The following is a 13,039-nucleotide window of genomic DNA, read 5'->3' on the forward strand; positions in this document are numbered from 1 at the left end:
AGGCAAAAAATCCCCTCCCAAGACAACGGAGAGAAATATTTTCTTTTTCGACGCCAATAATAGAATGAATTTCCATAACGAGCGACATTTAGACGAAAAATGGCAAAACTTTACTTCGCATCTAGGATTATATTGTTGGTATAACCTTGATTATTATGAAGTAAGCCAATGATGACTGAAGTAAACGTTCCTGCTAATTCCTCACACTGGGTTTGCGACGCAATTCGTAAAATCGAAGCGGACTTCCAACGCTCAGCGGATACCCACCTTATCAAACTGGATCTGCCGTACTTCCCAGAGATCGATATCTACCTGAAAGATGAAAGCACCCATCCAACGGGTAGCTTGAAACACCGTCTTGCACGTTCCCTTTTCCTTTACGCTTTGTGTAACGGCTGGATCAAAGAAGACACCACTATCATCGAGTCATCTTCCGGCAGTACGGCAATTTCTGAGGCTTACTTCGCTCGCTTACTTGGCCTTCGTTTTATCGCTGTTGTGCCGCGTACCACGGCGAAAAAGAAAATCGAACAAATACAGTTCTATGGCGGCGAAGCCCACTTTGTGGATCGCTCTGACGAAATTTACGCAGAATCACGCCGCCTTGCGCAGGAACTGAATGGCCATTATATGGACCAATTCACCTACGCCGAGCGCGCCACCGACTGGCGCAGTAACAACAACATCGCCAACAGCATTTTCAGTCAGATGAAGTACGAGCGTTACCCTGTGCCAAACTGGATTGTCATGAGCCCGGGCACCGGCGGTACTTCAGCCACCATCGGCCGTTTCATCCGCTACCGTTGCCAACACACGCAATTGATGGCTGTTGACCCAGAAAACTCGGTTTTCCATGATTTTTATAAAACCGGTGACCAGTCACTGACTCTGGATCGCGGCGGCAAAATCGAAGGCATCGGCCGCCCTCGCGTTGAGCCAAGCTTTATCCCTGGCGTGATTGACCGTATGGAAACCATCAAAGATGTCGACAGTGTTGGCACGGTGCATTGGCTGGAGAACATTCTTGGCCGCAAAGCGGGGGCATCAACTGGCACCAACCTTTATGGCGCATTGATGCTGGCGGAAGAGATGCAATCACGCGGTGAAAAAGGGTCTATCGTCACCTTGCTTTGCGACAGTGGCGAACGTTATCTGGATACCTATTTCAATGAAGAGTGGGTGAACGCAAACATTGGTGATATTGCGCCAACGCTGGAATACCTGAAGAAGTTCGGGTGACAGAAATCGCTTTCTTCAGCTTATCAAGGCGCACTTAGGTGCGCTTTTTTATTGTTTACAACCAAATATTTGGCAGTAAATCCCGCTTCTTATTTTAGTGACAAAAATCTCTCCGCTCCTTGGATTAGATAACTTGTGTATCTATTCAAAGGGACTAAAAGCATGTCTACTACAACTAAAACTATCATTCGCACCGCCCAAGATTTTGTCGACCTTTTCTATGACGCAAAGGACAGATTAGAGAAAGCTGGCCATCCAGACCTAGCCAAAAAAATGGACAAAATCAAAGACGGTGTTGAAGAGCTTTTTGATCATATTGATGAAGAAGGCAACATAACTAATGAAGAGGAGGTTGATCGAGTAAAAGAAGAGATCGCAGGTGAACTTTCCAAACTGATCCCTACTGATGGCCTTGCCCTCGCAGCAGGTACCCTTGTCCTATTTGCATTCGGCTCTAGCGCGATAGCTTTCGCTGGCGCGGCAGGTGTTGCCGTTGGGGCTTCTTTGGCTCTTGATTATTTTAAAGATAAATTATTGGTGGAGGTGCTTCGAATAGTGGAAGATCTTGGCATCCAACGATTTGAACCACTTGAAGCTGATTTTTCCTCGTCGACCAAAGGGGTCATTGTGTCAGGAAGCACCAGTGATGACATTATTGTTAGCTCATACCATGACGACGTGATTAACACAGGTACTGGCAATGATCATATTACTCTCCTGGATGGCATGAACCAGGTTGACGCAGGCATAGGTGAAAACATCATCAATATCGCAGATGGTACCAACACTGTAGACACTGATTACCATGACGATACCTTTTACATCATCTCTGGCGACAACACCATTACCACTGGATGGGGCAACGATACCATTAACATTCAGGGCGGCAATAATCTAATCAACATGTCAACTCAGGGAGACGAATTGAATAGCGTGGTATACACGCATGGAAACGGAAAGCAGTTTTTAGTCGACATGCAGAAAAACGGTAAAATTATAGTTAACCGAGGTTCAGAACAGGATGAACTAACTGGTGCCGATATCATTGCCTTTGACGGTATGCCTGCGACAAGCAATGGTAGCTTTTCGATAAAAATGAGTTTTAGTTCCGCCAATGATTTACTCAACACTTCTGCAGGTTATCGAGGTGAACCTGTGATTGCTTTCATGGGAGGCGGTGACGATTTGGTGCAAGTCAGACCTTACAAAGGCGCAAGTTCTACGCTTACTGAGCATGAAATTTGGGGTGGCCGCGGAGAAGATACCATCGCGTTTTTTGATATCACTGGCAAATCCTTTGCCCAAACTTTTATTAACCTAGAACAAGAAACGGTCTCGCTCAGAAATTCCTCTGAAGATGTTTTCATAATTCACGAGTTTGAGCACGCCATTGGGACAGACAAAAAAGACTTCATCATCGGAAACGAACTTGATAATCAACTAATAGGCCTTGAAGGTCAGGATAATCTCGTCGGAAATGAAGGTGTCGATGTCCTTGACGGAGGCGACGGAAGAGACACGTTAATTGGCGGTCGTGAAGGTAGCAGAAAAGACGCCAATGATGGAGTAAACGATTACCTTCAAGGCGGCGATGGGTATGATACCTATTACATTTCAGTCGAGCATAATTTCGACAGCGCCAATACTACAGCTATCCGCTATAACCCACTTTCAGAGCAATACTACAAAAACTCCAATGTCCTGAACTCTATCGATTACATCAATGATTCTGACCAATCCGGCCAAGTGAAGTTTTCTTTTGATGGCGGTGATGGCTGGTTATCAGGGCTTAGTGGCAGCATTGAGTTAAGCGGTATCAGCCTTACCAAAGTAGAATTAGACACTGGCATTTATTTTTATCAGGCAGTCAATAGCTATATATTCGGCGGTCTGCCGCTGGCAGCGGTAAAACTTGGTAATGATCTGGTTTTTGTTGAACAGGAGGTCTTTGGGGCCATTTTCGCCATAAAAGACTTTAAAAATGGAGACAGTGGCGTAAGGCTTCATGATAACGCTTTAGTCGGTACAGAGCTTACAGAACGCCTAGAGGGTACCGATGCTGATGAATCCCTCTCCTCCGCACCTTCTGCCAGTAGCGGGATCAAAATGGAAGGTAAAGGCGGCTCTGATACCTACTCGGGAATGGGCAAAGACACAGGTGATGACGAAATAACTGACGTCGGTAGCGAAAACGACGTCGATCGTCTGGATATGTCTAACCTATCTGCCGCCGATGTTTCCATCTCACGTGGCGGGTCTTCAGAGCAACAAGACCAACGTTCCAGCCTAGATTCAACGACCAGTAACGACCTGATCATCAAAGGTCTGGCAGGCTCTAGCTTCGGTGGCAGTGTCACCATCAAGGATTACTTTGGTGGACGAGTCACTGGCATTGAAGAAATTTTGCTTGGTGGACAACTCCTCGACGCCGAAGACGTGGTGCGCTCCTTCAATGACTATGCCCCTTCCTTACTGGCAGACGATATATCAGGCAGTGAGGGACGTGATGTGATTGATGGGTCAGACGGAGATGATGTGCTTGCTGGAAATGGGGGGAATGATCTGCTGATTGGCGGAAAAGGTGCTGATAGCATTGATGGCGGTGATGGCAACGACTTGATTGTCGCTGACGCTGACGATACCCAATATCTGGGTGGCAAAGGCGAAGATACCTTGTTGTACATTGGCAACGACGACCAGAGCTTCTCCATGGAGACCAACGGATTTGAACACCTGAAGGCCGGTTCGGGCAATAATGTGGTCTTTGCGACCAATGATGCCAATGACCTTGATGGTCAAGCCGGAAATGACAAGCTCTATGGATTCGCGGGCAACGACAACCTGAAAGGTGGAGACGGGGATGACCAGTTAATTGCAGGCTCCGGCGATGACGAACTGTTTGGTGGAAACGGGAACGATCGTCTTCTTGGAGGCACTGGAGACGATACCCTCGACGGTGGTGATGGTGACGACATACTTTTCGGTTTTCTCGACAGTGACTGGCTGTATGGAGGATTCGGCAATGACCATCTGGATGCAGGATATGGAAACTACAACTATCTGGATGGTGGAGTCGGTGTCGATACATACGCAGGGAGTAATCTGACTGATACCATGATTTTTGATTCCAGTGATTTCGTTGGAAACGCTAAATTCACCACAAACGGCTGGGTAAACGACTTTGTGTATCGTGCAAACAACGGCTTCGATGTCCTCGAAGTGTATGAATCCGGCGAGATAGACTTCACAGGCGAAGCCTACAAACAAGAAGGCTCTACCGCCAAAGGCAACGTAATTACTGGTGTTGAAGCACTGACCGCTGACTGGGGTGAGCAGAATATCACGATCAATGCTTACGCCATTCAAGCCCATTCAGATACTGAAACCACGGAAGATTGGGATGCGTTTATTGCCTATCTTGGCGAAGATGACGACACCTTCAATCTTGTCGGCGCTGGCTGGTCTTATGCAGAAGAAGGCTCCACAGATACAACGATCTCGCCGGAAATGGCCCGGATTGCTGGCCTCTCTGACTCTCAAGTAGCTGAACTATCAGCGTATGTCTTCGAGCAGACATTCAACGGTTCAACCATCACCATCTGGACAGATGCTGAAAATGGCTATGTGAATGGCGAGATGTTTGTGTGACGGTGAAAGCTATTTGAATGTGGTTTTTGGGCCATATCTTCAGATTTGAGCGCACCTCGGTGCGCTTTCATTTTTCAACTGGGCGGGATCTCTCTCGAAAGCCATTCAACAAAGATGTAAATGCACTGACCCTCATCGATTCCACATGCCATTCTGGCACGCTGATTCCACCACAAACACTTTTGTTATGACCATCTCCAAAGCAACACTCGAAGACGTTAATGCCGTCGCCTATCTTTTTAACCTCTACCGTATGTTCTATGGCAAAGAAAGCGATATCGACCTCGCGTGCAGCTTCATTCATTCCCGCCTTGAAAACCGGGATTCAACCATTTTTGTTGCCAGAGATGAAGCCGGACATGCTGTCGGATTCACTCAGCTATACCCCACTTTCTCATCGGTCTCCGCGACTAAAAGCTGGATTCTGAATGACCTGTTTGTACTGGACTCCCAACGCGGTAAAGGCATAGGACAAGCCCTGTTAGGCGCCGCTAAAGCACTGGCGATTGAAACAGGGGCAAATGGGTTGGCGCTGGAAACTGCACCGGATAACACTGGCGCACAAAGGCTTTATGAGTCGTTGGGTTACGTTAAGGATGAGACCTACTTTCACTACTTCCTCAGCGTCTGAACACATAGGGAATTATCACGCGGCCATAGAGCTCGACAAACAGTTAGGCTAAACTCCTGCTCCTATAAACCATCTTTCCGGTAAAGGATGTAGCCATGAAAAAAGCTGTTGTCGTCTTTAGTGGCGGACAGGATTCAACCACCTGCCTGATCCAAGCGTTGTCTGAGTTTGACGAAGTGCATTGTATTACCTTCGACTACAACCAACGCCACAAGCAGGAAATCGACGTCGCGCGTGATGTTGCGAACGCGCTGGGTGCGACTTCGCACAAAGTGATGGACGTTGGCCTGCTGAACGAACTGGCGATCAGTTCGTTGACCCGTGACAACATTCCGGTTTCCCATGAGCTTCAGGAAAATGGCCTGCCAAACTCTTTTGTCCCGGGTCGTAACATTCTGTTCCTGACACTGGCAGGCATTTACGCTTACCAGTTGGGCGCACAAACGGTGATCACCGGTGTGTGTGAAACAGACTTTTCTGGCTACCCTGATTGCCGCAATGACTTTGTACAGGCAATGAATAAGTCATTGGTTCTGGGGATGGATCGCGAGCTTGAAATCCGCACGCCGCTGATGTGGCTGAACAAAGCAGAAACCTGGGCGCTGGCAGACAAATACGGCAAACTGGAATTTGTGCGAGACCAAACGCTTACCTGCTACAACGGCGTGATTGGCAAAGGCTGTGGCGATTGCCCTGCCTGTGACCTTCGCCAGAAAGGTCTGGACAGCTACCTGGAAGACAAAGAGAACGTGATGGCATCGCTGGACAGCAAAAGTGTCTGATTGCCCTTAATCGGGATATCTATCTAAAGCAAAGAGGGCTCACTTGAGCCCTCTTTTCTGTTCAAATTCCGCGTCTATTCAGATTCCACAGCTTTGTCAGCAGCGTAGATCAATATATCCCCTGGCTGACATTCCAAAACCTCACAGATCTTCTCCAGCGTACTAAACCGTACTGCCTTTGCTTTTCCGTTTTTCAGTATTGAAAGATTCTGCTCCGTCACACCCACCAATTTTGATAGTTCTTTGAGCCTCATTTTGCGCCTGGCCATCATAACGTCCAGGTCGATTGTAATTCCCATAACTTTCCCTAAATCGTGTGCTGGTGTTCTTCGGCGATGATTTGTGCCTCACGCATAACCCAGCCAACTGTCAGTATCATAAAGCCACAGAGCACAGTAACAATATCTACACTTCCCAAAGAGAGAGAAAGCACACGCTCGCCTGGCGGATTATTGAAGCTGAGGATAACGGATATCAACCCACCAAAAACCAGATTTGCCAGAACCCAATAGAAAAAGGTGAACCCCAGCAGGCGGTAGCAATTTGCGGTATCTACCGAGAAGATCTCAGCAGATTCATAGCGGCGAAACAGTTTTACCAGCAGAGCCATACCGTAGAGCAACACACCGATAGGCAAGGCACTCGCAAGAACAGCAAAAATACGGGTTTCTAAGGTCAACGGTGCTGATGTATAGGCACTGATATCACGCGTATCACCAACAATCCCAAACCGCGAAATAAAATCCATGTCCGTTTGAGCCGTCATCCAGTAGTAGATAGCGCCTAAGGGCAAAAGGCACATCAGTAGTTGGATCGCTCTTCTGATGTTTCGACTGTAAGTTTGTATTTTCTGCATAGCACTCTCTCCTCGGGTATGGGCTTAAGATACCATCAGAACAAAACAGATCAATAATAAATTATCGTTAAACGATAATTTATTATTGAAAAATCCCATGACGTGACGATGGAAATTAGACCATATGAAAGAATAACGCCTCATCTCCGGTTCTACTCTATACCTATCTTGTTCTATTGGAGGCGATATGTATCTTGCTGTCAGTGGTACTTGTTACTGGTGCATGGAAGCCATCTTCAACGCGTTAAAAGGCGTGTCGAATGTCGAACAGGGATTTTTAGTCACGGAAGATCGAAAGCATGTTGAGGCGGTGTTATTCCGTATCAATGAGGAAGAAATTTCGCTAGAGGATGTGATTCGTGTGCATTTGGACTCGCACGCTTGCACGTCAAATCATTCATTCAGGGAAAGCTATCCAAGCGCCATTTACCCAACGAATACGGGACATACAGCGCAGTGCACTGAGGCGTTAGAAAATGCTGCGTCAGATTACGCAAAACCGGTGGTGACTAAGGTTTCGCCTATGGTGGCGTTTTATCCGACACCAGCCCGCCAGCAAAACTACTTCTGGCGGAATCCCGCGAAGCCCTTTTGTCGTCGCGTGATTGCACCGAAAATGGAAGTGTTGAAGGAGTTGTATCCACAGCTGCTAAGCCAAAACGCGTTCGACTACCTTTCCGGCGAGACCGCTTAAAAAAAGCGCCCTTGCGGCGCTTTTTATCTCAATGTGAGGCTTATTTGCCTTCTTTGGCTTTCTGACGTGCGTTGAATGCCGCCATTTGCTCATCAGTCGCCGGGAGTTGGTGGTTCACTTTCCACTCACTGTAAGGCATGCCGTAAACGCGCTCTCGAGCTTCATCGTCACTCACTTCAATGCCTGCATTATCGGCTTCGGCTTTGTACCATTTACCCAAGCAGTTACGGCAGAAGTCCGCCAGAATCATCAAATCGATGTTCTGCACTTCTTTGTGATTATCCAGATGAGACAGGAAACGACGAAACGTTGCTGCATCCAGCTGATCTTGTTGTTCTTGGGTCAGTTTATCCGACATGACTGGCTTCCTTTATCTTCGTTATTTATTCGGTGGCTATGGTTGTAAAACATACCAACGGACGCTGGAAAACAAAAGAGCAGACCTAGGATTCTAGGATCTGCTCTTCCTGTGTTTTCATCAATGCGGCTCAAAGTCACCATGACCTGGACGATGCGGCTTGAATTTCTCAAGCTCGGCATTGAGCTGCGCTTCTACGTAACCCGGAGAGTGCGTCTTCACAGACAACAGTCGGTACATCGCTGGGATGACGAACAGGGTTACCGTCGTCGCGAAGGTCATGCCGGCGAAAATCACCGTACCAACCGCCACACGGCTTTCGTAGCCAGCGCCCGTTGAGATAATCAGCGGAATAGCACCAATAATGGTGGTAAAGGCCGTCATCATGATTGGGCGCAGACGACGCACCGCTGCATCAATGATCGCCTTCTCGAACGGTTCGCCACGGTCACGGAGCTGGTTGGCAAATTCAACGATAAGAATACCGTTCTTGGTCACCATACCAATCAACATGATCATCCCGATTTGCGAGTAGATGTTGAGTCCCTGACTGGTTAACCAAAGACCAACAAAGCCACCGAAAATCCCCATCGGTACTGTCAGCATTACCACCAGCGGGTTCACAAAGCTTTCAAACTGCGCGGCCAGAACCAGATAAGCCACCAGCAAAGCCAAACCAAAGACGATCAGAATGCTGCTTTGGTTATCTTTGAACTCTGCCGATTCACCCGCATAGCTGATGGTGATATCTGCAGGCAGCAGCTCAATCGCTTTAGCATCAAGGAAATCTAGCGCATTACCCAAGGTGTAACCGTCGCCAAGGTTGGCTTTCAGGGTGATCGACTTTTGCTTGTTGAAATGGCGTAAGGTCTGCGCTGATGCGACCTCTTCCACTTCAGCAAGGGTGTCGAGACTCACCAGATCGCCATTGCGGGTGCGCATGTAGATTTGGCTGATGTCATCTTTGCTGTTGAAGCGCGCTTCATCACCGCGCAGGTAAACGTCAAACTCTTCACCACGGTCAACAAAAGTGGTTTCACTCTTGCCACCCAGCATGATTTCCATGGTGTTGGATACTTCATCTGCACTGATACCCAGCTCAGCCGCTCGCTTGCGGTCAATGCTCACCACCAACTCTGGGGTGGTTTCCGCGTAATCCAGATCCGCACCTTGAAGGATAGGACTGGCTTTGGCTTCATCCAGTAGCACTTGCGCCCATTTATTCAGTTCCTGATAGTCAGGACCACCCAGAATGAACTGAACAGGCTCACTTGAACCACCACGGAAACCCGGCATAAAGGCACGGACGAAGATATCTGGAATACCGCCCAGTGCTTTACGCACTTCGCCCAACACCTGCGCTGCAGTTTGATCGCGGTTGTTCCAGTCTTCGAGCTGCATAATCACGAAGCCTGTCTGGTCGCCGGCCATGCCTCCGAACGCTGGCGCTTGCATGCTGATAGAGGTAAGAACACCTTGATCAACCAAAGGCATCAAGCGACGTTCCACTTCTTCCATGTTGCCAACCATACGGTTGTACGCCGTGCCTTCTGCGCCTTTTACAAAGGCCATCAACACGCCACGGTCTTCCTGTGGCACTAATTGCGCAGGCAGGTTTTTCATCAGGTAAGCACTGCCGCCGATACAGGCGAGAATGATGAGTGGCGCTGCAAAACGTGCTTTCACCGCCACAGTAACCGCAGCGCGATAGCCGTTCTCGAACTTCTCAAAGAAATTATCGACCATGCGGTTGAACGCGCCACGTTTCACGTTGGCCTTGAGAATTTTGCTGCCGAGCACTGGGGTTAACGTTAGTGCGACGATTGAGGAGAAAATCACCGACATCGCCAACAGCACGGAGAACTCAGTAAACAGCTTGCCGACCATGCCTTCCATAAAGGAAATAGGCAGGAATACCATCACCAGAACGGCTGTGGTCGCCACCACCGCAAAGCCCACCTCACGCGTACCTTTAAACGCTGCCACCAGCGGGGTTTCGCCTTTCTCAATGTGGTGGAACATGTTCTCGACCACCACGATGGCGTCATCCACCACCAGACCGATCGCCAGAATCAGCGCCATCAGGGTCAACAGGTTGATGGAGAAGCCAAAGAAGTACGCAGCAATAAAGGCAGAAATCAGCGACACCGGCACCGTTACCGCGGGGATGAGTGTTGCCCGCACCTGTCCGATGAAGATATACAGCACCAGAATCACCAGCGCGCCAGTAACAAACAGGGTGCTGTAGACCTCATCAATCGAACGTTCGATAAATACGGTGGAGTCATAATCGACCCACAGTTTCGCGCCTTCAGGCAGGAAGGGCTGAAATTCATCCACCAGTTCGCGAACCGCGATTGCCACGTTCAACGGATTGGCATCAGACTGCGGCACAATACCCAAACTGAGGTTATTCACGCCGTTGTTTTTGTAGGTCGCGTTTTCGTTTTGGGAGCCGATGTATACATCGGCCACATCTTTGAGGTAAATCGGGCTGCCGTCGCTCGCCGTGCGAACCACCAAATAATCGAAATCTTCCGGTGTCTGGTACATGCGTTCGGTACGCACCGTCATCTTAGTGATGTCGTTGCGGATTTCACCACCCGGGCTTTCGAGGTTTTCGCGGCGAAGCGCGGAAGTAATGTCAGAAGTCGTTACGCCACGTCCCGCCATCAGTACCGGATCGAGTCGCACATACATCACTTTGTACAGCGCGCCGTAAAGTTCCACCGAACTCACGCCCGTCAGCAGGCTGAATTTGTCTTCCAGCACACGCTGCGCGTATTCGGTGAGCTGAGTACGGTCCATTTCCGGCGAGGCAAGGTTGATATAAATGGAGGCTTCACCGGAGCCATTGGACTTGGACACAATTGGCTCGTCGGCTTCATCCGGCAGTCGTCGCTGTGCACGAGCGACTGCATCACGTACATCACTGACCCCTTCAGTCAGGTTCCAGTCGATGTTGAACTCGACGGTAATACGCGACATACCATTGCGGCTGACAGAGGTAATTTCCTCAATACCGCTGATACCGGAAAGCTCATCTTCCAACACCTGGGTGATCTGACTTTCCATGATGCTGGCGGACGCGCCTGCATAGCGGGTCATCACAGACACAACCGGGCTGTCGATATCCGGGTATTCACGGACCGCAAGCTTGCTGAAGGATACGATACCGAAAACGAGGAGCAGCAGGCTCAGAACAATCGCGACAACGGGTCGCTTAACAGAGACATCTGAGAGCCACATTTACTTGCCCTCACCCTTCGCGGTCAGATCGTTCACTTTGGTGCCGTCACGCATGCTCACCAGACCCTGCACGACGATGCGATCGCCAATCTCGAGACCACTTTCGACGGTCACCAGATTGTCGATACGCGCGCCAAGTTTCACTTCGGTGCGGTTCGCGATGCCTTTGTCATCCACCAGATACACAAAGCGCTTGGTCCCTGAGTACTCAATAGCCTGCACCGGAATAACCGCGCTGACCGTTGGCGCAAAGCCCATGGTCGCTTCCATCATCATGCCCGGACGCAGCAGACGATCGTCATTGTTGATGTCGATACGCGCACGCAGATTCAAGGAGTCATTGTTCACGCGGGAGTCGACGGCTGTGAGCTTGCCTTCGAAGTTTTTGCCTCGCCATGCTTTGGAATTGGCCACTACATCAATGTCTTTGCTGAGCTCAGACAGGTATTGCTCTGGCACATTCACGTCCAATTGCATTTGGGAAAGGTCGTCGAGGTGCAGCAGTGATTCGCCCACTGACACTAGCTGACCGCGGGTGATATCCACTAGGCCGACGGTGCCATTGAACGGCGCTTTGATGAAACGGTCATCCAGATCGGATTTCGCTGCATCCAAACGGGCTTTGGCAACATCGACGCTGGCTTGTTGGGCATCAAGTTCTGTTTTGGTCAGCGCACCACGCTTATGAAGTTTGGAGAACTCATTGAGTTTACGCAGTTCGTCTTTATGGAATGCCTGCGCTTCTGCAACAGCGGCTTCAGATTTGGCAGAATCCAACGTCAACAGAGGATCGCCCTCTTTCACTTGTTGACCGGCTTTCACATAAACCGCTTCAATCTTGCCTGCCACTTCGGGGGCAATCACGACAGAGTTTTCGGACTTGAGGTTACCAATCAAAGAAAGGCTTCGCGCAACCGGGCGCGATTCAACTTGGGCAGTAGCAACAGCAATAGCGGGTCTCGCAGGACGCGCTGAAGGTTTGTCCGCGGCTTCACTTTCACCCTGCAAGGCAAAAAAGCCAGCAGCGCCAAGTACAACAACGGCGGCGAAAAGGACTTTATTTTTCATTTTATTAACCGTAAATGACATCTCGCGATAGTCTACTCTATGCCTATCCTGCGTGCGGTAAAGAAATGTAAATCCAACAAAAGATTTACCTGCCAGCAGTCGGCGGAAAGAGGCGCTCTAGATTCCATCTGAGTACCCCATAAAACCCCTGTTGGATTCCTAAAACTCGGCAAAATTCCCGGTTTCCTGTCAATCAATTGTTTCAACGCCGAAAAAACCAGCAAACGCACAGCATTTTCGAGAAAAGTGCTTTACAGACATGCTTCGTTTGATAATATGCGCCCCGCACAGCGTGGTGGGATTCCCGAGTGGCCAAAGGGATCAGACTGTAAATCTGACGGCTCCGCCTTCGAAGGTTCGAATCCTTCTCCCACCACCACTTACTGCGCTTCATCGCGATGTTCGTTTGATTTCCGCGGTGCAGCTTACAACTAGAGTAACTCGTGGTGGGATTCCCGAGTGGCCAAAGGGATCAGACTGTAAATCTGACGGCTCCGCCTTCGAAGGTTCGAAT

10 protein-coding genes and 1 tRNA gene are annotated in these 13,039 nt (G+C 49.3%); 6 read left to right on the forward strand and 5 right to left on the reverse strand.

The features are described 5' to 3' along the window. The first annotated feature begins 168 nt into the window (after window positions 1–168). The 4 genes from QL223_RS20010 (at window position 169) to queC (ending at window position 6,300) form a co-directional block, all read left to right on the forward strand. Window positions 169–1,239, forward strand: a complete 1,071-nt coding sequence (locus tag QL223_RS20010) for a PLP-dependent cysteine synthase family protein (protein ID WP_205743904.1) — start codon at window positions 169–171, stop codon at window positions 1,237–1,239. Between the two features lie 162 nt (window positions 1,240–1,401). Continuing rightward, a complete protein-coding gene (locus tag QL223_RS20015; RefSeq protein ID WP_281545751.1) occupies window positions 1,402–4,887 on the forward strand; it encodes a hypothetical protein in 3,486 nt (1,161 codons plus the stop codon). 187 nt (window positions 4,888–5,074) lie between these two features. After that, complete coding sequence (locus QL223_RS20020; protein ID WP_039850365.1) at window positions 5,075–5,518, forward strand: GNAT family N-acetyltransferase; 444 nt, start codon at window positions 5,075–5,077, stop codon at window positions 5,516–5,518. 95 nt (window positions 5,519–5,613) lie between these two features. Beyond that, window positions 5,614–6,300 (forward strand): 7-cyano-7-deazaguanine synthase QueC, encoded by a 687-nt coding sequence (queC, locus tag QL223_RS20025; RefSeq protein WP_281545752.1) that lies wholly within the window; start codon window positions 5,614–5,616, stop codon window positions 6,298–6,300. Between the two features lie 74 nt (window positions 6,301–6,374). On the opposite strand, the gene QL223_RS20030 is transcribed toward queC, so the two are convergent. Beyond that, a complete protein-coding gene (locus tag QL223_RS20030) occupies window positions 6,375–6,599 on the reverse strand; it encodes a helix-turn-helix transcriptional regulator (RefSeq protein WP_281545753.1) in 225 nt (74 codons plus the stop codon). Between the two features lie 8 nt (window positions 6,600–6,607). Continuing rightward, on the reverse strand, window positions 6,608–7,156 hold the full coding sequence (locus QL223_RS20035) for a DUF2975 domain-containing protein (RefSeq protein ID WP_002540961.1): 549 nt from the start codon (window positions 7,154–7,156) through the stop codon (window positions 6,608–6,610). 187 nt (window positions 7,157–7,343) lie between these two features. Between QL223_RS20035 and QL223_RS20040 the strand changes: the two genes are divergently transcribed. Then, on the forward strand, window positions 7,344–7,850 hold the full coding sequence (locus QL223_RS20040; RefSeq protein WP_281545754.1) for a peptide-methionine (S)-S-oxide reductase: 507 nt from the start codon (window positions 7,344–7,346) through the stop codon (window positions 7,848–7,850). Between the two features lie 40 nt (window positions 7,851–7,890). Here the strand turns inward: QL223_RS20040 and QL223_RS20045 are convergent, their stop codons facing one another. From QL223_RS20045 to QL223_RS20055, 3 genes are all read right to left on the reverse strand, one after another. Further along, window positions 7,891–8,208: a DUF1244 domain-containing protein gene (locus QL223_RS20045; protein ID WP_281545755.1), complete on the reverse strand. Its 318-nt coding sequence runs from the start codon at window positions 8,206–8,208 to the stop codon at window positions 7,891–7,893. Window positions 8,209–8,328: 120 nt separating this feature from the next. Further along, entirely contained in the window at window positions 8,329–11,457 is a 3,129-nt protein-coding gene (locus QL223_RS20050) for a multidrug efflux RND transporter permease subunit (protein ID WP_281545756.1), read from the reverse strand. After that, on the reverse strand, window positions 11,458–12,525 hold the full coding sequence (locus QL223_RS20055; protein WP_046304304.1) for an efflux RND transporter periplasmic adaptor subunit: 1,068 nt from the start codon (window positions 12,523–12,525) through the stop codon (window positions 11,458–11,460). Between the two features lie 294 nt (window positions 12,526–12,819). Between QL223_RS20055 and QL223_RS20060 the strand changes: the two genes are divergently transcribed. After that, a tRNA-Tyr gene (locus QL223_RS20060) sits at window positions 12,820–12,904 on the forward strand. The last annotated feature ends 135 nt before the right edge of the window (window positions 12,905–13,039 follow it).

The sequence above is a fragment of the Grimontia sp. SpTr1 genome, assembly GCF_947387585.1.
Lineage (GTDB): Bacteria > Pseudomonadota > Gammaproteobacteria > Enterobacterales > Vibrionaceae > Enterovibrio > Enterovibrio indicus.

Bases quoted from the DNA above. Each gene is read 5' to 3' on its own strand.
- QL223_RS20010 (WP_205743904.1), top strand. From the start codon at position 169: ATGATGACTGAAGTAAACGTTCCTGCTAATTCCTCACACTGGGTTTGC.
- QL223_RS20015 (WP_281545751.1), top strand. From the start codon at position 1,402: ATGTCTACTACAACTAAAACTATCATTCGCACCGCCCAAGATTTTGTC.
- QL223_RS20020 (WP_039850365.1), top strand. From the start codon at position 5,075: ATGACCATCTCCAAAGCAACACTCGAAGACGTTAATGCCGTCGCCTAT.
- queC (WP_281545752.1), top strand. From the start codon at position 5,614: ATGAAAAAAGCTGTTGTCGTCTTTAGTGGCGGACAGGATTCAACCACC.
- QL223_RS20030 (WP_281545753.1), bottom strand. From the start codon at position 6,599: ATGGGAATTACAATCGACCTGGACGTTATGATGGCCAGGCGCAAAATG.
- QL223_RS20035 (WP_002540961.1), bottom strand. From the start codon at position 7,156: ATGCAGAAAATACAAACTTACAGTCGAAACATCAGAAGAGCGATCCAA.
- QL223_RS20040 (WP_281545754.1), top strand. From the start codon at position 7,344: ATGTATCTTGCTGTCAGTGGTACTTGTTACTGGTGCATGGAAGCCATC.
- QL223_RS20045 (WP_281545755.1), bottom strand. From the start codon at position 8,208: ATGTCGGATAAACTGACCCAAGAACAACAAGATCAGCTGGATGCAGCA.
- QL223_RS20050 (WP_281545756.1), bottom strand. From the start codon at position 11,457: ATGTGGCTCTCAGATGTCTCTGTTAAGCGACCCGTTGTCGCGATTGTT.
- QL223_RS20055 (WP_046304304.1), bottom strand. From the start codon at position 12,525: ATGAAAAATAAAGTCCTTTTCGCCGCCGTTGTTGTACTTGGCGCTGCT.